The sequence below is a fragment of the Streptomyces sp. MK37H genome, from assembly GCF_018035285.1.
GTDB lineage: Bacteria > Actinomycetota > Actinomycetes > Streptomycetales > Streptomycetaceae > Streptomyces > Streptomyces endocoffeicus.
This window is the reverse complement of record NZ_JAAAYH010000063.1, coordinates 1-20560: the sequence shown is the minus strand read 5'-3', so window position 1 is coordinate 20560 and position 20560 is coordinate 1. Positions and strand designations below refer to the sequence as shown.

General features: G+C 69.4%; 19 protein-coding genes and 5 pseudogenes. 17 read left to right on the top strand and 7 right to left on the bottom strand.

Annotation, left to right across the window (positions count from 1 at the left end; all coding sequences use genetic code 11):
- Nucleotides 1-3 precede the first annotated feature (3 nt).
- Nucleotides 4-306: pseudogene (locus GWI24_RS12265) on the bottom strand (helix-turn-helix domain-containing protein); the annotation flags it as partial.
- A gap of 221 nt (nucleotides 307-527) precedes the next feature.
- On the opposite strand from GWI24_RS12265, the gene GWI24_RS12260 reads away from it, so the two are divergent.
- The 8 genes and pseudogenes from GWI24_RS12260 (at nucleotide 528) to GWI24_RS12230 (ending at nucleotide 7880) form a co-directional block, all read left to right on the top strand.
- Complete coding sequence (locus GWI24_RS12260) at nucleotides 528-1160, top strand: hypothetical protein (RefSeq protein ID WP_308343623.1); 633 nt, start codon at nucleotides 528-530, stop codon at nucleotides 1158-1160.
- 244 nt (nucleotides 1161-1404) lie between these two features.
- Nucleotides 1405-2001, top strand: coding sequence for a DUF2461 family protein (locus tag GWI24_RS12255; RefSeq protein ID WP_210945978.1), 597 nt, complete (start codon nucleotides 1405-1407; stop codon nucleotides 1999-2001).
- Nucleotides 2002-2612: 611 nt separating this feature from the next.
- Nucleotides 2613-2909, top strand: a pseudogene (locus GWI24_RS45115) (urease subunit gamma); the annotation flags it as partial.
- A 165-nt stretch (nucleotides 2910-3074) separates the two neighbouring features.
- Nucleotides 3075-3470, top strand: coding sequence for an urease subunit beta (locus GWI24_RS45110; RefSeq protein WP_308343625.1), 396 nt, complete (start codon nucleotides 3075-3077; stop codon nucleotides 3468-3470).
- A complete protein-coding gene (locus GWI24_RS12245; RefSeq protein ID WP_210945977.1) occupies nucleotides 3467-5518 on the top strand; it encodes an urease subunit alpha in 2052 nt (683 codons plus the stop codon). The genes GWI24_RS45110 and GWI24_RS12245 overlap by 4 nt, the downstream gene beginning before the upstream one ends.
- A 117-nt stretch (nucleotides 5519-5635) precedes the next feature.
- A pseudogene (locus GWI24_RS12240) lies at nucleotides 5636-6311 on the top strand (urease accessory protein UreF).
- 28 nt (nucleotides 6312-6339) lie between these two features.
- The gene (ureG, locus tag GWI24_RS12235; RefSeq protein ID WP_210945976.1) at nucleotides 6340-7035 is read left to right on the top strand and encodes an urease accessory protein UreG; all 696 of its coding nucleotides are present in this window, start codon (nucleotides 6340-6342) and stop codon (nucleotides 7033-7035) included.
- Entirely contained in the window at nucleotides 7032-7880 is an 849-nt protein-coding gene (locus tag GWI24_RS12230) for an urease accessory protein UreD (protein WP_210945975.1), read from the top strand. The genes ureG and GWI24_RS12230 overlap by 4 nt, the downstream gene beginning before the upstream one ends.
- A 313-nt stretch (nucleotides 7881-8193) precedes the next feature.
- Here the strand turns inward: GWI24_RS12230 and GWI24_RS12225 are convergent, their stop codons facing one another.
- Together GWI24_RS12225 and GWI24_RS12220 are read right to left on the bottom strand one after the other, a co-directional pair.
- The gene (locus GWI24_RS12225; protein ID WP_210945974.1) at nucleotides 8194-9246 is read right to left on the bottom strand and encodes an acyl-CoA desaturase; all 1053 of its coding nucleotides are present in this window, start codon (nucleotides 9244-9246) and stop codon (nucleotides 8194-8196) included.
- 1130 nt (nucleotides 9247-10376) lie between these two features.
- Nucleotides 10377-11237 (bottom strand): helix-turn-helix transcriptional regulator, encoded by an 861-nt coding sequence (locus tag GWI24_RS12220; protein ID WP_210945973.1) that lies wholly within the window; start codon nucleotides 11235-11237, stop codon nucleotides 10377-10379.
- Between the two features lie 191 nt (nucleotides 11238-11428).
- Between GWI24_RS12220 and GWI24_RS12215 the strand changes: the two genes are divergently transcribed.
- From GWI24_RS12215 to GWI24_RS46815, 5 genes and pseudogenes are all read left to right on the top strand, one after another.
- Nucleotides 11429-12190 carry an SDR family oxidoreductase gene (locus tag GWI24_RS12215; protein WP_308343622.1) on the top strand — a complete coding sequence of 254 codons (762 nt, stop codon included), beginning with the start codon at nucleotides 11429-11431 and terminating at the stop codon, nucleotides 12188-12190.
- 29 nt (nucleotides 12191-12219) lie between these two features.
- Nucleotides 12220-12537, top strand: coding sequence for an SDR family NAD(P)-dependent oxidoreductase (locus GWI24_RS12210; protein ID WP_210945971.1), 318 nt, complete (start codon nucleotides 12220-12222; stop codon nucleotides 12535-12537).
- Between the two features lie 73 nt (nucleotides 12538-12610).
- The gene (locus GWI24_RS12205) at nucleotides 12611-13384 is read left to right on the top strand and encodes a VOC family protein (protein WP_210945970.1); all 774 of its coding nucleotides are present in this window, start codon (nucleotides 12611-12613) and stop codon (nucleotides 13382-13384) included.
- Complete coding sequence (locus tag GWI24_RS12200) at nucleotides 13381-14151, top strand: SDR family NAD(P)-dependent oxidoreductase (protein WP_210945969.1); 771 nt, start codon at nucleotides 13381-13383, stop codon at nucleotides 14149-14151. Before GWI24_RS12205 ends, GWI24_RS12200 begins: the two co-directional genes overlap by 4 nt.
- 157 nt (nucleotides 14152-14308) lie before the next feature.
- Nucleotides 14309-14920, top strand: a pseudogene (locus tag GWI24_RS46815) (transposase family protein); the annotation flags it as partial.
- 68 nt (nucleotides 14921-14988) lie between these two features.
- Here the strand turns inward: GWI24_RS46815 and GWI24_RS12190 are convergent.
- Complete coding sequence (locus tag GWI24_RS12190; RefSeq protein ID WP_210945968.1) at nucleotides 14989-15876, bottom strand: aldo/keto reductase; 888 nt, start codon at nucleotides 15874-15876, stop codon at nucleotides 14989-14991.
- A gap of 83 nt (nucleotides 15877-15959) precedes the next feature.
- Here GWI24_RS12190 and GWI24_RS12185 point away from each other — a divergent pair, with 83 nt between their 5' ends.
- Entirely contained in the window at nucleotides 15960-16538 is a 579-nt protein-coding gene (locus GWI24_RS12185; protein ID WP_210945967.1) for a TetR/AcrR family transcriptional regulator, read from the top strand.
- A gap of 113 nt (nucleotides 16539-16651) precedes the next feature.
- Here GWI24_RS12185 and GWI24_RS12180 read toward each other — a convergent pair whose 3' ends face one another.
- Both GWI24_RS12180 and GWI24_RS12175 read right to left on the bottom strand, forming a co-directional pair.
- Nucleotides 16652-16747, bottom strand: coding sequence for a hypothetical protein (locus GWI24_RS12180; RefSeq protein ID WP_374103298.1), 96 nt, complete (start codon nucleotides 16745-16747; stop codon nucleotides 16652-16654).
- A 124-nt stretch (nucleotides 16748-16871) separates the two neighbouring features.
- The gene (locus GWI24_RS12175) at nucleotides 16872-17288 is read right to left on the bottom strand and encodes a M20/M25/M40 family metallo-hydrolase (RefSeq protein WP_210945966.1); all 417 of its coding nucleotides are present in this window, start codon (nucleotides 17286-17288) and stop codon (nucleotides 16872-16874) included.
- A 445-nt stretch (nucleotides 17289-17733) separates the two neighbouring features.
- Here GWI24_RS12175 and GWI24_RS12170 point away from each other — a divergent pair, with 445 nt between their 5' ends.
- The 3 genes from GWI24_RS12170 (at nucleotide 17734) to GWI24_RS12160 (ending at nucleotide 20221) form a co-directional block, all read left to right on the top strand.
- Entirely contained in the window at nucleotides 17734-18882 is a 1149-nt protein-coding gene (locus GWI24_RS12170; protein WP_210945965.1) for a serine hydrolase, read from the top strand.
- Between the two features lie 126 nt (nucleotides 18883-19008).
- Nucleotides 19009-19500, top strand: coding sequence for a MarR family winged helix-turn-helix transcriptional regulator (locus GWI24_RS12165; RefSeq protein WP_210945964.1), 492 nt, complete (start codon nucleotides 19009-19011; stop codon nucleotides 19498-19500).
- Between the two features lie 397 nt (nucleotides 19501-19897).
- Complete coding sequence (locus GWI24_RS12160; RefSeq protein ID WP_374103297.1) at nucleotides 19898-20221, top strand: FAD-dependent monooxygenase; 324 nt, start codon at nucleotides 19898-19900, stop codon at nucleotides 20219-20221.
- A gap of 102 nt (nucleotides 20222-20323) precedes the next feature.
- On the opposite strand, the pseudogene GWI24_RS12155 reads toward GWI24_RS12160, so the two are convergent.
- Nucleotides 20324-20560: pseudogene (locus GWI24_RS12155) on the bottom strand (TetR family transcriptional regulator); the annotation flags it as partial.

The window sequence follows — 20560 nt, the reverse complement described above, 5'->3', positions numbered from 1 at the left end:
CCCGCCCATGCGCGGGCGCTTGCCCTTCAGCCCGTCGAAGAAGTTCCGGTACGCGGCGTCCAGGTCCCGCAGGGACTGCTGGAGCACGACAGCGGACACCTCGCCGAGCCACGCGCGCTCGCCGGTGAGCTTGGCCTCGGTGATCAGCAGCTTGGACAGGTCCCCGGTCTTCGGGAACGCCTCGCCCGCGACGCGGGCGGTCTCACGGGCGCGGAGCGCATCGTTGTAGACCACCCCTCGCACACCCGAACGCCGGGCCAGCGCCGCGCGCTGAGGCCCGTTCGGGTACAGGCGGAAGCTGTACCTCCGTCGGCGGGGCTCCGCTGTCGATCGTGAAGCAGTACATCGAGCAGCAGAACCGGCCCGTCTGAACTGAGGCCGACAACGCGGGTCAGAGCACCTCTCGGAATCGCTTCACCGCCGAGCTGAAGCCCAGTGCACTGCATTACCCCCGGTAGCCGCGTAGCCGTCGCGCAGAGGTACCATCCACCACCAACATGAAATGGCCCCAGACGAGGGAGCTTGTGGTGGACACCTCTGCCGACAACACCAATCTGAAGTCCCAATACGCGGCACAGATCAATACCGATCTCGAACGCAACTCCGCCGACCACGAACGTCTCAGCGCCGAGATCACGGCACTACAGCAGCAGCTGTTGGTGCTGGAAAAGAACCGGGCACTGCTGCTCGGCATGCGGCAGAGCCTTGGCGACGAAGCCACCGGTGACGTTCCGGAGAACACCGACGTCAGCGGCTCTGATGATGGTGCATCCGGTGCACGGAAGTCCGCGGACCGGTCAACGACGGACAATCCGAAGAAGAAGACCGACACAACCAGCGGCAAGCGGAAGGGGACGGAGTCAGGCAGGAGCCGCACCAAGCGGGTGCGAGAAGCGGGTGTGCCCACCCTCCGGGACCTCATCCGTGATGACCTCGCCCAGCACGCTGAACCGCGCTCCGCAGCGGAGGTCACCGCTGCCCTCACCCAGGCCCTCCCGGACCGCGAGGTCAAAGCCACGGTCGTGCGCAGCACTCTCGAGTCACTCGTCGCCAAGGGCGAAGCTCACCGCACCAAGCAGCAGAGGTCCGTCTTCTACTCGGTTGCCGCCCCGGATGCGGCCGCCGGTACGGCTGAGCGCAGCGCGGCATCCTCTTCCTGAGAGTTGCAGACCGACCGCACAGGGCTCAAGAAGCCCCCCAGCCTCCATGGGGGGCTTGTCAGGGATTGGCACGCGTAGCGCTGGTGGGCGCCTTCTCCCGCACTGCCCTATCGCTGATCCACCGCAACACCTCTCACACGTGGGGAGCTGCGCCTCCTTGCCCGCCGCTACGTCCTTGTACGGATCCTGGGTGGGTTATGGTGCCCGCATGAGCCAAAGGTTCACCGGCTGGCCGGAGCGAGCCATGGACGTGTTGCTGCACCTGCAGGGCGAGCCATCACACGCGGTACGCCAGCAGTACCGCGCGGATCGCGAACGTCTCGTCCGGCAGCCGATGATCGCGCTGCTGAATGATGTGGCGGACGTCGATCCCCGGTACGAGGACTTCTCTGTCTGGCACTACCGCACAAACTCCTGGTGGTGGCAGCATCAGGGCGCGGTGATCCGGCTCGGCCGCAAGATCGAGATCAGTCTGCGGTTCGACCTGGACGGCCTGCGGATCCAAGGCGCTTGGTGGTATCCCGCCCCTGGCCAGATCACCATGTTCCGCAAGGCCGTCGCCGCCGAGGGAAGCGGCCACGAACTCTCGGCCATCGTCGATGACTTGAGGGCGAAGGGCTACGACATCTCCGGGGACGTGATGAAGCGCCCGCCACGGGGCTATCCGTCCGACCACTCCCGCACGGACCTCCTGCGCCACCGCTCACTGATCGCTGCCCAACCCCTCGGCTGCGACGAGTGGCTCCACACCCCTGAAGCGGTCGGCAAGGTCCTCGCGGCCGCCGACGACCTCGACGCCATGCTCACATGGCTGGTCCGCTACGTGAACAGCTCCGCCTGACTCAAGAAGGACCAGCCTCGACACACACCGTCCGGGAACCTGGCACATGTCCCTGGCAGCTGTTGCCTTTCCGGGCGTGAGGACCGCATTTCCGCTGGTCGGGCATAGGGGCGGTGGTCCCGTGGGAGTGGTGGCTCATCGTGTCGTTGCTCCGGTGGAGGTCGTCGGTGAGGTACCGGCTCCGGCGGCGGAGATGGACCGGGGCCATATCCAGGCCGTCGGGATGACGTCGGCTGCCGAGGGGCAGGCCGGAACGACGCCGCCGGCGAGGCCTAAGTCACCGGTGCCGGTGCGGCATGAGGGGCTTGCCTGGACGGCGCTGTCAGGGGACTACCAGCGCATTCTTCAGGTCCTCGCTGATCGGGCCGGGCCGGGCCAGGGGCCGGTGCCAGTGACATTTCTGCCCCGCTATCTCTTGCCCGGCGGGGTAGCGCCTGCGTATTCCGCATCGCGGATTCATCAGATGGTGTGGTTCATCCGTGATTTGGCCATCTCGCTGATCTTGGCCGCTGATGCTCGAAGAGCGCCCGGTTGCCGTCCTGGGGGAACGTGTTCGTGATCTCCGGCATGCCTGGCCGCATGCACTGTCCGCCCAAGAGAAATGGCTTATCGTGCATTTGACTCCGCATGAGCAGGAGCGTCTGCTGATCCATGTCGCGGCCGACGTTGCACAGCGGCGGCGCGATCGTGGGCTGCGCCTGAACTATCCAGAAGTGATGGCCCTGCTGACGGTCCACGTCTTCGAGGCGGCGCGCGACGGCAAGACGGTCAGCGACATCATGGACTCGGGTCGGCAGCTGTTCACCCGTGATGAGGTGATGGACGGCGTCCCGGAGATGATTAAGAACGTCCAGGTGGAGGCCACCTTTCCGGACGGCACCAAGCTGGTCACCATCGACGGCCCCATTCCGGAGGCCCCGGAGGAGCCCGAGGTCTACCCGGGCAAGGTCGAGCACCCCCAGCCGCCCCGCAAGCCAGACTCCCCGGTCGACTGCGACGACAGTGGCAACTCGTCCGTAAGCCGTGACGAGTACGACGACACGGTCTCCCGGTACGACGCGATCTACTTCAACGTGCACCTCGACGGGGACACGCAGGGCGTCAGCCTGCAGAGGGACGCCACCACCTTGCCGGGGCCGGGCAAGACGAAGATCAAGGTGAAGAACGAGTCGGACCGTCCCATTCAGGTTGCCTCCCACTATCACTTCGCCGAGGTCAACCCGGGGCTCAAGGTCGTCAGCATCGAGGTCCCCGCCGGTCAGACAGTCCCCCACGACCGCAGTCTCTGCGACTGCGATGCGGCGAAGGGCCGGCGGCTCAACATCGCCGCGGGCACGGCGGTGCGCTTCGAACCGGGCGACGAGCGCTGTGTGGAACTGGTGCAGATCCAGGGTGATGTCACGGCCGGCGGCAGCAACACCAGCGACCTGACCAAGATCCGGGGACTGCGCGAAGGAGTCGTCCGATGAATAACCCGCAGGGACAAGGCCGCGGCCAGGCGCCGAAGCCTGTGAAGGGCCGGCCGAAGCCGAGCAATGAGCTGACGCGGGCGGATTACACCGCGCTGTACGGGCCGACCACGCGGGACCGGGTCCGGCTCGCCGACACCGACCTCACGCTGGAGATCGAGGCCGACTGGAGCGGCGGCCCTTCGTACAGCGGCAATGAGATGGTCTTCGGCGGCGGCAAGGTGATCCGCGAGTCGATGGGAATGTCGCACCTCGCCAGGGACGGGAGGAACGGCGAAGGCGACGCCACGGACCACAGGCCCGTGGACACCGTCATCACGGGCGCGCTGATCCTCGACTGGTGGGGCGTGGTCAAGGCCGACATCGGCATCCGCGACGGCAGGATCGCGGCCATCGGCAAGGCGTACAACCCCGAGACGATGGACCCCATCCCGAGCAACAGGTTCGAGATGCCGAACCGTACGACCAAGGGCAATACGGTGCCGGTTCCGGTGACGCCGGTAAGTTTCGTGGTCGGGCCCAGCACCGAGGTCATCTCCGGCAACGGGCGGATCCTCACCGCGGGTGGCGTAGACACCCATGTCCACTTCATCTGCCCCGGGGAGATCCACGAGGCTCTGGCCTCGGGTGTGACCACCCTGATCGGCGGTGGCACGGGACCGGCCGAGGGCAGTACGGCCACCACCGTGACCCCGGGCGCATGGCACATCAGGCGGCTCTTCGAGGCGCTGGACGAGTTCCCGGTCAACATCGGCCTGCTCGGCAAGGGCAGCACGATGAACGAGCACGAGCTCAACGCGCAGGTTGACGCCGGTGTCTGTGGCTTCAAGATTCACGAGGACTGGGGCGCCACGCCCGCCGTGATCGACCGGGCCCTGGACATCTGTGAGGAGCGCGGTGTCCAGCTTGCTCTGCACGCCGACTCACTGAACGAGTCGGGGTTCCTGGAGAGCACACGGGCAGCCTTCACGGGCGACGGCAGGGACGCAGGGGGGAAGTTCACGAAGAAGAAGGCACGCTCCATCCACATCTTCCATGTCGAGGGTGCCGGCGGCGGTCACGCGCCGGACATGATCGAGCTGGTCAAGGAACCGAATGTGCTCCCGGCCTCGACCAACCCGACGCGTCCCCTGACGGTCAACACCGTCAAGGAGCACGTCGACATGATGATCGTGTGCCATCACCTCAACCCGCAGATTCCGGCAGATATGGCCTTCGCCGACTCCCGGATCCGGCCGTCCACCATGGCCGCGGAGGACCTCCTCCACGACATGGGCGCCATCTCGATGATGTCCTCCGACGCCCAGGCAATGGGCCGCATCGGCGAGATGATCATGCGTAGCTGGCAGACCGCGCACGTCATGAAGTGCCGCTACGGGGCACTGAAGGAGGACCTCGAAACCGCGAGGGTCCGCACGATCACCGACGACACAAACCACTCCTTCAACGACCAGCAGTCGCAGCCGAACGACAACTTCCGGGCGCGCCGGTACGTCGCCAAGTACACGATCAACCCGGCGATCACGCACGGCATCGACGGTCACGTCGGCTCCGTGCAGAGCGGGAAGCTCGCCGACCTGGTGCTGTGGGAGCCGAAGTTCTTCGGCGTCAAACCGCATATGCTCCTCAAGGGCGGCCAGCTCGCGTACGCGCAGGTCGGCGACGCCAACGCGTCGATCACAACGCCGCAGCCCTACCTGCCGCGCCCGGTCTGGGGCTCCACCGGCCGCTCCCCGGGACGCAACTCGGTGAACTTCGTGGCTCCGGGGGTGGCCGGCAAACTGAACGGAGACGCCACCAGCGGTATTCCGGGTCTCGGTCTCGACAAGGAGTTCGTGGACATCACAAGCACCCGGCAGGTCATGAAGGCCGACATGAAACTGAACGACGGCAGTGCGCTGACGAGCCTCGAAGTCGACCACAACAGCTTCGAGGTCACCATCGGCGGTGCGACCACGACCGACGCCCGCACCGAACTCAATGGTGCGACCGTGCCGCGCTCCTACGTCAACGAAGTACCCCTGGCACAGCGGTACTTCCTCTTCTGAACCGCCACCTGCCCGGCCGTCTGAGCAACAGCACTGCGGCCGGGCCCTCGGGCGGGCAGGCCATGCCCGCCCGCGCTCGGCACGACTTCCGACCCTACGAAAGGCAGCCGCTCACCCATGAGCCGTGCAGCCCTGCTCCTGCTGGCCGACGGCCGCTTCCCCGCCGGAGGGCACGCCCACTCAGGGGGCGTCGAAGCCGCTGTCGCCCACGGAGCCGTACACGACACCGACAGCCTGGAGGCATTCTGCCGCGGCCGTCTGCACACCACCGGCCTGACCATGGCCGGCCTGGCCGCCGCGGCCGCCGCCGGAGTCGACCCGCTGCTCCTGGACGACGCCGCTGACGCACGCACCCCCCGTCCCCGCGCTGCGCGCCGTCGCCCGTCGGCTCGGCCGGCAGATGATGCGCGCGGCCCGTGCCACCTTCCCGTCCGAGGACCTGGAACGGCTGGCCGCCGAACGTCCCCAAGGCGCCCACCAGCCGCTCGTGCTGGGCCTCGCCGCCCGGGCCGCCGGGCTCACCCCGCTGGACGCCGCCTATGCCGCCGCGTACGAGAACGCCGGCGGCCCGGCCACCGCGGCAGTGCGTCTGTTGAGCCTCGACCCGCTCGACGCCTCGGGGCTGCTGGCCCGCCTCAGCTCCGATACCGACGCCGTCGCCACAGCTGCCGCCCAGGCCGCGGACCGCGTCACGGCCGAGGGCATCGACGCCCTGCCGTCGGCGTCCTCTCCGCTGCTGGACATCACCGGTGAACAGCACGCCGCCTGGACCGTCCGGCTCTTCGCCTCCTGAAGCCTGCCCTTCCCACCTGGAGTTCTTCGTGCACCTCGACCACCCCGTGACCATGCCGCAGCGCCACACCCACAGCGCCGAGCCGCTCCGCGCCGACGGCAACCGCCGAGCTCTCCGTGTCGGTCTGGGCGGGCCCGTCGGCTCCGGCAAGACAGCCGGCGTCGCCGCGCTCTGCCGCACCCTGCGCGACCGCTGGTCCATCGCCGTCGTCACCAACGACATCTACACCCGCGAGGACGCCGAGTACCTGCTGCGCGAGGCCGTGCTGCCGCCCGAACGGATCACCGCGGTGGAGACCGGCGCGTGCCCGCACACCGCGATCCGCGACGACATCTCAGCCAACCTCGAGGCCGTCGAACACCTGGAGGAGACCCTCCACCCCCTCGACCTCGTGCTCGTCGAGTCCGGCGGCGACAACCTCACCGCAACCTTCTCCAAGGGCCTCGTCGACGTGCAGATCTTCGTCATCGACGTCTCCAGCGGCGACGACATCCCCCGTAAGGGCGGCCCCGGCATCACCACCGCCGACCTCCTCGTCGTCAACAAAACCGACCTCGCCCCGCACGTAGGCGCCGATCTCGCCACCATGGCCGCCGACGCCAAACGGCAACGCGGCGACCTTCCCGTCATCTTCACCAGCCTCACCTTGGACGACGGCATCCGCGAGATCGCCGACTGGGTCACCGCACACCTCGCCGAGTGGCGCGCCAAGGCGGCCGTATGAACCTCGCCGCGCAACTCGCCGCGGACCGGGCAGGGTTGGCCGGAGCCCTCTCCCGGGCCGAGGAGCCCGCCGGGCACCCGGACGGGGTGCGTGCCGCAGCCCGCATCCACGCCACGTACAACGGACGCGTCACCACGCTTCCGCAGCTACGCAGTGACGGCCCGTTCCACCTCCGACGCATGCGCACCGACGGGAACACCGCCAAGGTGGGGATCATCGGTGCGATGAGCGCCCCACTCGGCGGCGACCGGCTCACCATCGACGTCACCGCCGGGGACCGGGCCGTACTGGAGGTCACGACGGCCGCCGCCACACTCGCCCTGCGCGGCCCCACCACCGCCCCGGCCACCTACGACGTACGGCTCACCGCCGGGGAACACACGAGCCTGCACTGGCTGCCCCAGCCGCTGATCAGCGCCGCCGGCAGCAACCTCCGGCAGACTTACACCGTCGAACTCGCCGCCACCGCACGGCTGTTGCTGCGAGAGGAGCAGCTCCTGGGCCGGGCCAACGAGCATCCGGGCCACCTCATCAGCCGGCTCTTGGTCCACCGTGCCGGAAGACCACTGCTCGACCAGCAGACGGCATACGGGGACCCAGAGCCCGGCTGGGACGGCCCGGCCGTCCTGCACGGACACCGCGCCGTCGGCCAACTCCTGCTCGTCGACCCCGACATGGGCATTCACCGCAGCCCCGTCCTCCTCCGCGAGGGCTCCCGGGACGGGTGCGCCGTCCTCACACCGCTGGCCGGCGGCCCGGCACTGCTCGCCACCGCCATCGCACCGACCTCCTCGGCCCTGCGGGAACTGCTCGACGAAGCCCTCGCATACGCCCTCCAAAAGTAGCGCGGATGGCCCGCCGCCCCTCAGCGGGCGGCGGACCACTCCAGCGGGTCAGCCCCGAGCGTCCGCGCCCCGCGACGCCAAGCACTCCCTGGACACGCGGCGCCTTGGCCTAATTTTGCGGGCCTACAGTCGAGGACGCGCCCAACCCGGCCGGTTCGGCGCCGGGTGCCGGCGAACGGCGCGCCGTCGGCGTACGGGGCGCAGGATCGGCCCCGTACCGAAAGACGCGCACCGGGGCGGATCAGCCACCGCACGGCGAGGCCGGCGGACGTCAGCCCGGACCTGTCCGGTGGCCCCGCAGCCGACGGTGTTCTCATTCGGGCCGGGCCGCACCGCCGACCGTGTGCATGTGCCGCAGCCCTTGCCGGTACGAGTCGAGCAGCCCGGTCTCGGCGTACGGGAGCCGGAGGTTGCGGCAGTGTTCCCGCACCAGAGGCTGTACGAGCCTGAGATGGGGCCTGGGCATGTTCGGGAAGAGGTGGTGCTCGATCTGGTAGTTCAGCCCACCGAGGAGCCAGTCCGTGACCGGCCCGCCTCGGACGTTCCGCGAGGTCAGGACCTGGCGGCGCAGATGGCCCCAGCGCTCGCCCGCCGGGTCGGGCATGTCCATGCCCTTGTGGTTGGGCGCGAAGGCCATTCCCAGGTGGAGCCCGAAGAGCGCCTGATGGAGAGTTGCGAACGCGACGGCCTTGCCCACCGGCAGGCAGGTGAGCAACAGGGCGCAGTAACCGGCCGCGTGCAGCGCCAGCAGCGCGCCCTCGACGGCCCGCTCGCGCACCGGCTGCCGCCGCAGGTCCTGGACACTGCTCACCTTCAGGGCGATGCCTTCGAGCAGCAGCATCGGGAAGAACAGCCAGGCCTGGCGGCGGGTGACCCAGCGGGCGAATCCGCGGCGCACGGCGGCCTGCTCCGCGGTCCACACGAGTGCGCCGGCGCCGACGTCCGGGTCCTTCTCGATGTGGTTGGGGTTGGCGTGGTGCCGGTTGTGCTTGTCGTTCCACCACGCGTAGCTCATGCCCAGGAGCAGATTGCCGTGGAGGAGTCCGATGGCGCGGTTCGCCCGGCGGCCGACGGCGATCTGGGCGTGCCCGGCGTCGTGGCCGACGTAGGCGGTGCGGGCGGACAGGACGGCGAGCGGCGCGGCGAGCAGCAGCGTCCACCAGGTGTCCCCGGCGAGGACGAACCCTGTCACCACGGCGGCCAGGGCGAGGAGGTTCACGCTGATCATCCGCGCGTACCAGCCCTTGCGACGCTCCAGCAGCCCCTGTCCCCTGACCTTCCGCAGCAGGGGAGTGAACTCACTCCCCTGCCGCGCGGTGGCGCCGACGGGTGCGATGGACACAGACGGCGCGGTGGTCTGAGACATGGAGGACTCCGGTCCTGAATCGGTCAGCAACGCTCTGACCTGCTTAAACGTACGGACCGGGGGCTATGCGGCGCCATGGCGTCAGCACCCCGGCCGCAGGGGGGCCAGCCCCAGGACCCCGAAGGGGGCCAGCGACACCTCCGCCCCGGCCTCCAGGCGACCACCACGCCGGAGTACCCGGGTCACGCCGCGGAGGAACCGCTCCCGCGGCGCCGCCGTGCGCTCTTCGGGGCGCCGGGGAGGTAAAGCACAGGGGCCCGACTGCTCACGGGCAGGCCCTCGACTCCGGAAGGTTGGACTCGAACTCATGCCGATTGCCCTGTGCATCACCGAAGCCGACCACCGCGCAACCGCCACCGCCGCCTCACCACACAGGACACGCTGCAAGCCGCCTCCGAGTCCGCCGCCGCGAAGCCGCGCGCGTCCCAAGCCGGACCCGCACTTGCTCCGCACCATCGGACCGCGCAGTGCGGTGCGCATCCTTCCAAGGCAATGCGCAGTGCTCGGCCGCACGGCCGGGCGGGGGCACAGGTCGGTGCGCACCCGTGTTGGCCGATGCTCGTTGGCCGCGCCGCGCTGCGCAGTCCGATGCATCGATGCGAGGACGGCGCCAGTAGCACAGTCCCCCTTGTCCGCGGTCTGTTGGGCGGCCGTGGTCAAGGGAAAACGCGCCGGACAGCGAACGTGGTCAAGGGGAAACGTGTGCTCGGCTCAACCTGGTCAAGGGGCGGGGCCCGAGCCGGATGGTGCGATCCGGTGCGTGCGAGCGCGGAGCATCGTGGCGCGCATGATGCGGTGCGTCGTCGGGTGGGATGCGCACCGCATCGCCGGGATGCGTCCCCGGCGGCGCCGGTGAGGGCGCACGGGCCGCCAGCGGTTCGGGCGGCCGCCGGAGTACTGCCGTGAGCGGCGACGCGGCCGCGGCGGCTTCGGGGGCGGGTACAGCGCCTGACGCAGCCGGACCGCGCCAACGGGTTCCTGGAGCTGTCGCGGTTCTGACCGCGCTTCCGTGACGGCTACGGCCGATGCACGATCGGCCGTATTGCATCAAGCCGGCGTTGCACGGAACCGCGGTCACGTCCCCCTCAGCTGGCCGCTCTGTGCTGGGAGTGGCTGGGGACACCTGGTCCTCAGTCGGAGGCCGCCGTGGTAGACGCGTCGAGCCGCTGGCTTCCGATGACCGAGAGCAGTCGGAGCTTGTCGTGGTCTTCCGTGCCGGGGATCGCCGTGAACACCAGCAGCGATTGGGCCTGGTCCGGGTCGACGAGTGTCTGGCAGTACAGGGAGATCATTCCGACCTGCGGGTGCAGGATTCTTTTGCGGTTGGTGTAGGAGATGCCGACTTCGTGCTGGGCCCACAGCTCCGCGAACTCGGAGCTCTCCACGCACAGACGGTCGGCGAGCGCGGCGGCGTGTGAGCCGCGGCCTTCGCGGGAGGCGATCGTGCGGAGCTGGGCCACGTAGACGCGGCTGTGCGTCGGGTGGTCGTCCGGCGCGTAATTCGTACGTTCGTTCGAGTCGGTGAACCAGCGGTAGATGATGCTTCGCGCGAGCCCGGTGAATCGTGTCTGGTCGCCGAGCAGGGCTACTGCCAGCGGGGTCTGCACGATCGTCTCGCCGGTGGCGGTGACGACCTGCGCGGGGGTGTCCTCAAGCCGGTCGAGGATGCGCATCATGCCGGCGTTGACGTGGTCGTCGTGTGTGGTGCGGGCCGGTGCGTTGTGGCCGGCGAGGACGAAGAGGTGGTCGCGTTCGTCAAGGGTGAGCCGGAGTCCTCGGGCGATCGCGGTGATCATCTGCTCCGAGGGCTGTGGTCCGCGGCCGCGTTCGAGACGGCTGTAGTAGTCCGTCGACATTCCGCACAGCGCGGCCACTTCTTCGCGTCGTAGCCCCGGCGTGCGTCGACGCTGCCCCGGAGGAACGCCGACATCGTCGGGTTGCAGCGCCTCGCGACGCCTACGGAGAAATGTCGCCAGGCCGCTCTGATCCATATCAACACTGTGCCTCACGCGGGTACGGCTATCCACTGTCTGCCAATCCCAGGCTGAGCCCTCAACCTGGGACCGCCGGGCAGTGGATAAGCAGGCACTGGATGGCTTCTCGGATCGCGCGTCAACTGGTCATCGGGTTCGACAACAGCACCTCGAACCCCTCCAGAGCGACCAGCGACCAAGGAGTCATCGTGAGCACCACCCAGAAGATCGCCGTCATCACCGGAGCCAACCGAGGTCTCGGACGCGCATACGCGCTGCATCTCGCCCGGACAGGTGTCGATGCCGTGGTGACCTATCGAAGCAACCGGGCCGAGGCCGAGGAGGTTGTGTCCGCTGTCACGGATCTGGGACGTTCCTCCGTCGCGCTGCGGCTCGACACCAGTGTCGTGAACACCTTCGCGGACTTCGCCGAGCAGCTCGGCGCCGAACTCCAGGCGCGCTGGGGCAGGACCACGTTCGACTTCCTCGTCAACAACGCCGGCACCGACCTGACCGCCCCGTTCGCCGAGACGACCGAGAAGGATTTCGACGACCTGGTGGACGTACACCTCAAGGGAGTGTTCTTCCTGACGCAGACCCTGCTGCCGGCGCTTGCCGACGGCGGCGCGATCGTGAACGTTTCCAGCGGTCTGACCCGTTTCGCCGTCCCGGGGCATTCCGCCTATGGTGCCGTGAAGGGCGCGGTCGAGGTCCTCACCCGCTACCAGGCCAAGGAACTCGGCAGCCGCGGTATCCGCGTGAACACCGTGGCGCCCGGGGCAACCGCGACCGACTTCGGCGGCGGCATGATGCACGACGAACAGGTCCGGAACTACCTCACCTCGCAGGTCGCGCTGGGACGCGTGGGCGAACCCGACGACATCGCGGGTGCGGTGACGGCACTTCTCTCGGACGCGAACCAGTGGGTCACAGCGCAGCGCATCGAGGTCTCCGGCGGACAGAGCCTGTGAACGGCAGGCCGACAGGGGCAACGATTCCGATGCGTGATCTGACCGGGAAGACGGCCGTGGTCACGGGCTCCACCCGAGGCATCGGCAAGGCGATCGCCCTGCGCTACGCACGCCTCGGCGCGAACATCATGGTCGCCGACCGCGGGGTCACCGTCAACACGATCCTTCCCACGGCCATCGAGGGCGCGGGCGTGTTCACCGAGCCGGACCCGGACCACCCGGTCCGGCAGTTCGTCGCCCAGCCCGGCGCATCGGCCGCCGGATGGGGACCGTCGACGACGTCGCGGACGCCGCCGAGTACCTCGCCTCCGGCCTCGCGGCCTGGGTCAGTGGGCAGAGCCTCCTGATCAGCGGGGGTGCTCTCCAGTGACCATGCAGAAAGCCCCACGTGGACCGCAGCACGCTGAACGGAGCATGACCATGACTAGGACCGCGACCACGACTGACGGCGCGTCCCAGGCCGCCGTCGGGCCCAGCTGGGCCAGCCTCGCCGCGGCCGACCCGCACACCGTCGCTTCCTTCTACACGGCCGTGCTGGGCTGGGCCATCACGGAGACCGACGGTCAACTGATCGCATCCGCCGCGGGCACGCCGGTTGCCGGCATCGCCGATCTCACCACGGCCGACGGGGCCTCCGGATGGCTCCTCCACTTCGACGTCGACGACCTCGACACCGCGCTGACCGCCGTCTCCAGGGCCGACGGCGCGGTCCTGCCCTCGGCCGCCGGCGGCTCCGCCGAAACCGCGGTCGTGAGCGACCCCAACGGAACACGGTTCGCACTCCGCGCGCCTGCCACACGGCACCGCGAGCGTGCTGCACACGGCACCCTCGCATGGGGTGAACTGATCACCGACGACGTCGACACGTCCGCGGCGTTCTACCGCGGGGCCTTCGGGTGGGGGCTCACAGAGCCGAGTGGTCCCCTCGGCCGCCGCGAGTGGCAGACGAACGGCAGATCTTTCTCCGGGCTCCTGCCACGGCCGCCCGCCATGCCTGCCTGCACCCCCGCGTACTGGGACGTCTACTTCGCCGTCGACGACATCGAGGCCGCCGCGACGGGCGCCACCGAACACGGCGGCACCCAGCTCATGCCGCCGACGCCGATCGAGATCGGCACGATCGCGGTCTTCCTCGACCCCGCAGGCGCCGTCTTCACACTCGTCCAGCTCACCACCGAGGAGGCCGTCGCATGACCACCAGCATCCACGACAAGCGCGACAAGACCGGGAAGGTCGGGCTCGTCACCGGCGCCGGATCCGGGCTCGGCGAAGCGGCCGCCAGACGACTCGCCGCGGACGGCGCGCGTATCGTCGTCGCCGACCGTGACGCAGGGGCCGCCGAACGCGTCGCCGCGGAGCTCCGCGCCGCCGGACACCTCGCATCCGCGTTCGCCGCAGACGTCACGTCGTTCGACGACACCGAGAGGCTCGTCGCTTTCACCGTCACGACCTACGGCGCCCTCGACCTCGCCTTCAACAACGCCGGCATCACGCCCGGCCTGGTCGAGGTCCACGACATCGCTCTCGACGACTGGAACGACGTCATCACCATCAACCTGACCGGCGTCTTCCACAGCATGAAGGCCGAGATCGCCCACATGCTCGAAGCCGGCGGTGGGACCATCCTCAACATGGCCTCCACCGCCGGAGTGATGGCCCACGCCGGGCGGGCCGCATACTCGGCCTCCAAACACGGCATCGTCGGACTCACCCGCTCTGCTGCGGTCGAATACGCGAAGCGCGGCATCCGCGTCAACGCCGTCGCACCCGGTCCGGTCGACGCCCCATCGGCACTGGCACTCACGCCGGAGGTCCGTGCCTCCATCGCCGCGAAAACCGCGATAGGCCGCGTGGGCCAGGTCGACGAGGTCGCAGGCGTGGTGAGCTTCCTGCTCTCGGACGAAGCCGCCTTCGTCACCGGCTCCGTCTACGAGGTCAACGGCGGCCAGACCCAACTCTGAACACCGCGCAGGCGGAGCACTCCTCAACAAGCCCGGCATCTACGTGCGGCCCAAAGTCCAGCGTGTTCGGACTGTGCCGTCCGCCGGGGTCCCAGGCCGCCGCGTACTGTTCAAGGCGCCGGTTCTGCCACACCTTCACGATCCACGGCGCCTCGTGATGCGGCAGGCCGTTGTCGCCGATGACAACCTGATGATTGACGCAGCAGGCTGCGGACCGCCGGGTACATGCCCCCAGTGTCAGCACCCCGCCGCGCGAGTTCACAGCCGGTACTGGCGGCACATAGCCGCGCTGCCCGTCGCAGGCCACAGGATGATCGTCCGCCTCCGCGTGCGCCGGTTCTTCTGCGGTCAAGACCAGTGCAGGCGTCGGACCTTCGTGGAACAGGTGGCGGGCCTGACCGAGCCACGACGCCGTTGCTCAACAGCCGCGCGGTCGGCCATGAGGGCGGTCGCGGTGGAACTCGGCGGACGTCCGGGCCAGCGTCCCTGCGCCCGATTGCGAATCCATGGCCGACGTACCGCGGTCCTGGGGCAACTGACGGCGCCCGCCGTGCGGGCCCGGGCACCGCGGATACTCGGTGTCGACGAGTTCGCGTCCCGCCGGGGACGGACCTATGGAACGCTCCTTGTCGACATCGAAACGTCCAGGCCGGTGGACGTACTGCCTGATCGTGAGACCAGCACAATCGCAGCCTGGCTCAGCGAACACCCCGGCGCCGAGATCGTGTGCCGTGACCGGCTGATGGCCTTCACCAAGGCCATCGGCCAGGCAGCCCCGAGGCGCTGGAGGTGGCAGATCGCCGGCACCTCCCAGCAGCGACCGGGTGGAAGCGCGGGCTATTCCTCCAGCGCGGCAAGCGCCTCCTCGTCGAGTATGACGTCGCCGACAGCGAGGTTCTCCTCAAGGTGGTCGATGCTGCGTGTGCCGGGGATGAGAAGCGTCTGCGGCCCCCGGGTGAGCACCCATGCCAGCCCGACCTGGGACGGGGTTGCGCCCAGCCGCGTCGCTACCTCCCGCACGGCAGGCTGGTCGGCGACCTTCGGCAGCTCCGGGAAGCCCGACCCGAGCGGGAAGTACGGCGCCCAGGCGATGCCGTGCTCGCGGCAGAGGTCGAGCACGGGCTCGGACGAACGGTCGACGAGGCTGTAGGCGTTCTGCACGCAGACGACGCCGGCCGGCAGGGCGTGCCGTAACTGGTCGGCGTCGACGTGGCTGAGGCCGATTCCGCCGAGCAGCCCGGCGTCGCGCAGGGCGATCAGCTCGGCGAGCTGGTCATCGAAGTCGACTCGCTGGTCGGCGGGGATTCCTTGCGTCCGGTACATCGGGTAGATGTTGACCACGTCGAGGCGCTCGGCGCCCAGCGTGCGCAGGTTCGCCTCCAGCTCGGAGCGCAGCTCGGCGGGCCTTTGCGCCGGACGCAGCCCGTATTGGCCGCCCGGGTCGCTGGTGGCACCGACCTTGCTGGCCAGCACCAGGTACTCGGGGTATGGGTGCAGGGCGGCTCGGATGCGCGCGTTGACGCGGCCCGCTCCGTAGAACTCGGCGGTGTCGATGTGGTCGACGCCCAGCTCGACGGCCCGGCGCAGCACGGGGAGGGCGGGCTCGTCGTCGCCGTGCTCGAGCTGCATCGCGCCGTAGCCGATGCGGGCGACGGGACGCCCGGCGAGAGACGTGAGCCCGCCGGGGTGTGGGCGTGCGCCCGAAGTGGTGCGGGTGGTGGTCATGGTGGGACTCCCGCGGAACGGTAGGCTCACGGCTAAGCGGAGGGACCTCCGCAACGTATCACAATCGGAGGCGCCTCCGCTTCATGGCTGCTGTCGACCGTGAACCACGCCTGCGGGCCGACGCCCAGCGCAACCGGGACCGCCTCCTTGAGGTGGCCCGCGCCGCCTTCACCGCCGGACAGACGCCGACCCTGGAGGCCGTCGCCCGCGAGGCCGGCGTCGGGATCGGCACGCTCTACCGGCACTACCCGACCCGCGAGGCACTGATCGAAGCGGTCTACCGCGCCGAGCGCGCACAACTGTGCTCCCGCGTGGAGCCGCTGCTCGCTGAGCACGAGCCCGTCACCGCACTGCGCACGTGGATGGACGACTACGCCGACTTCATCGCCACCAAGCGCGGCATGGCCGAGACGCTCAAGGCGATCACCGCAGAGGGCAGGGTTGCCTCCGCCCGCGCGCGATCGAACATCAACGGCGCCGTCGGCGCGCTGCTCGCCGCCGGGGCGCGGGAGGGCACGCTCCGGGCGGACGTGCGCCCCGACGACGTCGTCAGCACTCTGGTAGGGATCTTCCTCGCGACCGAAGACCGCGAGCAGGCCGGGCGGATGCTCGACCTGCTCGTCGACGGCTTGCGGGCAGGGACGTCAGCGAAGCGCGACTGACGGGGCCGGGCACTCCTCCCTGGTTGCAGGAGGGCGTCGCCGCGATGATCGCCCCGAAGATCTCACCAGGCAGGGATAAGTCGGCCAGCAGCGCGTCGACTTCGTCGGACAGCTCAGCGAGCTGAGCCGATGCCGCGCTCGCGCAGTTCGGCGACCATGTTGACGAGGTCCTGGAGGCTGCGGCCGTAGCGGTCGAGCGAGGGGGCCACGAGGGTGTCCGGCCTCGGGGAACATCGCTACAGCGGCTATCGGCGAGAACGATCATGGATAGCGCACGGCACCTGTCGAGGCGGTCTTCGGACTCGGGCCCGGGACGGCACCGCGCTCGTTGGGCTACAAGCGCCGCAGCAGCCGGTGCATCGCCTCCGCGGACTCGTTCATCGCGCCCAACGAGCAGGATTCATCGGTGACATGGGCCTGATCCGGGTCGCCCGGTCCGTACACCACCACCGCCGGGTCGCCGAGCCGGCCCGTCAGCACTGAGGCGTCGGTGAAGTAGGTCGCGTATTCGGCCGGGCGGGCTGAGGAGCCGGGGGCCAGGATCTCCCGCGCGGCGGCGGCAGCCGACGGGGCCGTGGCATCCGACGGGGCCGTGGCATCCGACGGGGCGGTGGCGACGCCGGGCAGGTCCAGGAGCGGTTCGAGGCCGATGCCGTCGCCGCACAGCCGGGCGATCTCCGCGATCGCCTCGTCCCGTCCGAAGCCGGGAACGGTGCGCACGTCCAGCCGCATCTCGGCGTGGTCCGGCACCAGTTGGGCTGCTCGCCCGCGTGGAACGTGCCGATGTTGACCGTGGCCGGGCCGTGGGTCGGGCTCATCGGCCAATCACGGTGCGCGTGGATCCTGCTCGCCGCGGCGGCGAGCGCGGCGACGAGGGAGCGGGCGATCTCCGCCATGGGTGCGGGGTTCTCCGTGGCTACGTCGAGGTCCTGGCTGAGCCGGTCGACCAGGCCGTGTTCGCTATCTCCGCTGGTCAGAGCGGCCAGGGGAAGCCTCGGCGTGCCTGCGGGGGGGTAGCCCCAGGCACTGCCCTGAGGACAGCGCATCGGCACGTCGGGGGGACAGCCGGATGGGCCGATCCCCTCTCCGCTGGTGGGATGGTCGTCGACCACCGGCTCCGGGGGCGAGACAGCCGCGGGCCGCGGCCTGAGCGGTCCCTGACCGTGCAGGCGACCTCAGGAGAAGAGGGATCACCATGCATGTGCTGAGAAGGCGTCGGCGAGGCGCACTTGTCCTGACCGGCCTGGTCGGGGTCCTCCTCGCGGTATCGACCGGGCTGACGGCGGCGGCGAAGCCCCAGCAGGCCGATCCGCTCCAACAGCAGGTGGAGGCGATCCATGACACCGGGGCTGTCGGTGTGTTCGCCGAGGTGACGTCACCGCACGCACGCCACAGCGCGGGCGCCGGGACGGCCGGGAGGGGCACCGGGAGGCCGATGCCGCACAACGGCAGGTTCCGTATCGGCAGCGCCACCAAGACCTTCACCGCCACGGTCGTGCTGCAACTCCTCGGCGAGGGGCGAATCTCCCTGGAGGACACCGTCGAGCGGTGGCTGCCGGGAGTGGTCCAGGGCAACGGCAACGACGGCAGCCGGATCACCGTGCGGCAGCTGCTGCAGCACACCAGCGGCATCCCCGACGTCGAGCCGGAGATACCCGCGTTGAACAGCGCGGACGGCTATCGAGCCGAGCGGTTCCGCACCTACACCCCCGAGGAGCTGGTGGGGCAGGCGATGCGGCACCCTCCCCACTTCCCCCCGGGCACTGACTGGTCGTACTCCAACACCAACTACATTCTCGCCGCGATGATCATCCACGAGGTCACCGGCCGGAGCTGGGCACAGGAGGTGAACGACCGGATCATCCGCCCGCTGGGCCTGAGGGACACCAGTACGCCCGGCACCTTCCCGTTCATTCTGGGCCCGCACGCCCGCGGCTACGCCGCGTTCGGCACCGACACCGGCATCGATGTCACGACGCTCAATCCGAGTATGGCCGTCGGTTCCGGGTCGATCATCAGCACCACGCGCGACCTGAACCGGTTCTACACCGCACTGCTCGGCGGCCGTCTGCTGGCTCCGGCGCAGCTCGACGAGATGACGACCACCAGGCCCGCGTCCGAGCCGGGCGTGAGGTACGGACTCGGTCTGGGCGAGATCCCGCTCTCCTGTGGCGGCAGCTACTTCGGTCACCCGGGCGAACTGCTCGGCTATCACACCTGGGGTGGCGTCACCCGGGACGGGACCCGGACCGCCGTGGTGTACGTCACCAGTGACGGCGGCCAGGACACCCAGCAGGCCATGAGCACACTCGTGGACCAGGAACTGTGCCGGACCCGCTCCTAGGCGAGCTCTTCCGAATGGTGACGGGGCGTGCATGGGAGTAGAGGAAATGCGCCCCGCCACCGCGACGGCGGTTGATGCGGCCTTCGACAGTGTTCAGGTTGGGCGCGCGGATGTAGCGTCGTGATCATGGACTTCCTGACTGGCACCACCACCGACCAGGCGCCGGCCGATCCAACTGCCACCGACGACATGCTGGCCGGCCAGCCCATCGGCTACTGGAGTGGTCAGGCTCACGCGGTCGTTACCCGGCAGCTGCGTGACGCCATGGCTGGGATCGACGTCACGCAGCCTCAGTACTGGGTACTCAACAGCGTCAAGTACTGGCCTGCGGCGCCGAGCCGCGACGAGATAGCCGCCCATCTGTTGCCCCTCACAGATGGGCAACACGAGATCCCCTGTGCCGTGGCCCAGTTGCTTCACCGCGGCTGGCTGCGGACCGACGCCGGACATCGTCTGTACCTCACCGACGCAGGAGAAGCCGCCAGGATGCGGCTGCGCGAACTGGTAACCGAACTTCGTGCTGTGGTCCACGACGGCATCAGCGACGAGGAGTACGTGGCCGCGCTCAAGGTGCTGCGCAGGATGATCTCCAACGTCGAGAGCGCCAGGAACCCGTAGGTCGTCCAAGATCGTTCTGTGACGAGCGACCTGGACACCCTGCTCACCGCCGACGCGGACCTGTCCCCGCTGCGCGGCGCGAGGTCCATCTCCGGGAGAAGACGCTGTGGCGGATGCTCTACGAGACCGCCGAGCAGGGCTCGTCGCTCCCGATGCTCATGGCGAAGCCCCCGGCACGAGAAGCCTACGATCGTCCGCCGCCACTTCAAGCCGTCCCCAGAGGCGATCGCCGAGCTCACGAGCCTGCTCGCTCCCGGCGATAGCAGCCGATGAGCCTCGTTCCTTGATCGTCCTCAGCGCTAACTGCGCTGGTGCTGGCCCCATTCTCCTCGCGGGGCCGGTCCCTTGACGCCGCGGTGCCCTTTTGGCCTTTTGGCCCTCGGTCATAGTCGGCGCTATGGACTATGACGTAGTGGTGGCCGGAGGCGGCCCGGTCGGACTGATGCCGGCCTGCGAGCTCCGGCTCGGAGGTGCGCGGGTGACCGCCCTGGAGCGCCTCACCGAAGTGGACCCGACGATCAAGGGCGGGACGATCACCACGCCCAGCGCCGAGGCGCTCTACCGCCGAGGCATACTGCCCGCGCTGGCCGATGTGCAGCGGCAGGCGATGGACCGCTTCCAGGCATTCCAGGCCGACCACGTCGGCGGGTCCTCGGGGGGGCGCCGGTCTCCCCGGCGGCTTCTGCTGCGGCCTTCAGCAGGCGGGCGGCCAGTTTCGTAAAAGCCAGCAGGTCCGGGCCAGGTGCCGGGCGGCTGGTGTCGCGTGCCAGCGGGTGCGGCCGCGTGACCGGTAGCGCGTCCAGCCCGGCCGCGATGTGCCACGTTAACTCGGCGCTTCCTCCCGTCGTCGGTCATCGCTGGCTGTGGCGGGGATGGCGTTGTCGATGAGGACGGCGGCGATGGCGGCGGCGGTGGGGAAGGCGTCGGCGTTGAGGACCCGGGTGCGGGCCGCGGCGCCGTCGATGAGCAGCGCGAGCTGCTCGCCGAGCTTCTCAGGGTCGGCGGCGCCGGCTTCGCGGGCGGTGTCGGCGAGCCGCGCGGCGACGGCTTTCTTGTAGTC

Excerpts from the sequence above, each read along its gene's own strand:
- GWI24_RS12170 (WP_210945965.1), top strand. The coding sequence starts at position 17,734 with ATGCATGTGCTGAGAAGGCGTCGGCGAGGCGCACTTGTCCTGACCGGC.
- GWI24_RS12245 (WP_210945977.1), top strand. The coding sequence starts at position 3,467 with ATGAATAACCCGCAGGGACAAGGCCGCGGCCAGGCGCCGAAGCCTGTG.
- GWI24_RS12225 (WP_210945974.1), bottom strand. The coding sequence starts at position 9,246 with ATGTCTCAGACCACCGCGCCGTCTGTGTCCATCGCACCCGTCGGCGCC.
- GWI24_RS12220 (WP_210945973.1), bottom strand. The coding sequence starts at position 11,237 with ATGGATCAGAGCGGCCTGGCGACATTTCTCCGTAGGCGTCGCGAGGCG.
- GWI24_RS12200 (WP_210945969.1), top strand. The coding sequence starts at position 13,381 with ATGACCACCAGCATCCACGACAAGCGCGACAAGACCGGGAAGGTCGGG.
- GWI24_RS12230 (WP_210945975.1), top strand. The coding sequence starts at position 7,032 with ATGAACCTCGCCGCGCAACTCGCCGCGGACCGGGCAGGGTTGGCCGGA.
- GWI24_RS12190 (WP_210945968.1), bottom strand. The coding sequence starts at position 15,876 with ATGACCACCACCCGCACCACTTCGGGCGCACGCCCACACCCCGGCGGG.
- GWI24_RS12255 (WP_210945978.1), top strand. The coding sequence starts at position 1,405 with ATGGACGTGTTGCTGCACCTGCAGGGCGAGCCATCACACGCGGTACGC.
- GWI24_RS12210 (WP_210945971.1), top strand. The coding sequence starts at position 12,220 with ATGCGTGATCTGACCGGGAAGACGGCCGTGGTCACGGGCTCCACCCGA.
- GWI24_RS12165 (WP_210945964.1), top strand. The coding sequence starts at position 19,009 with ATGGACTTCCTGACTGGCACCACCACCGACCAGGCGCCGGCCGATCCA.
- GWI24_RS12205 (WP_210945970.1), top strand. The coding sequence starts at position 12,611 with ATGACTAGGACCGCGACCACGACTGACGGCGCGTCCCAGGCCGCCGTC.
- GWI24_RS12160 (WP_374103297.1), top strand. The coding sequence starts at position 19,898 with ATGGACTATGACGTAGTGGTGGCCGGAGGCGGCCCGGTCGGACTGATG.
- GWI24_RS12185 (WP_210945967.1), top strand. The coding sequence starts at position 15,960 with ATGGCTGCTGTCGACCGTGAACCACGCCTGCGGGCCGACGCCCAGCGC.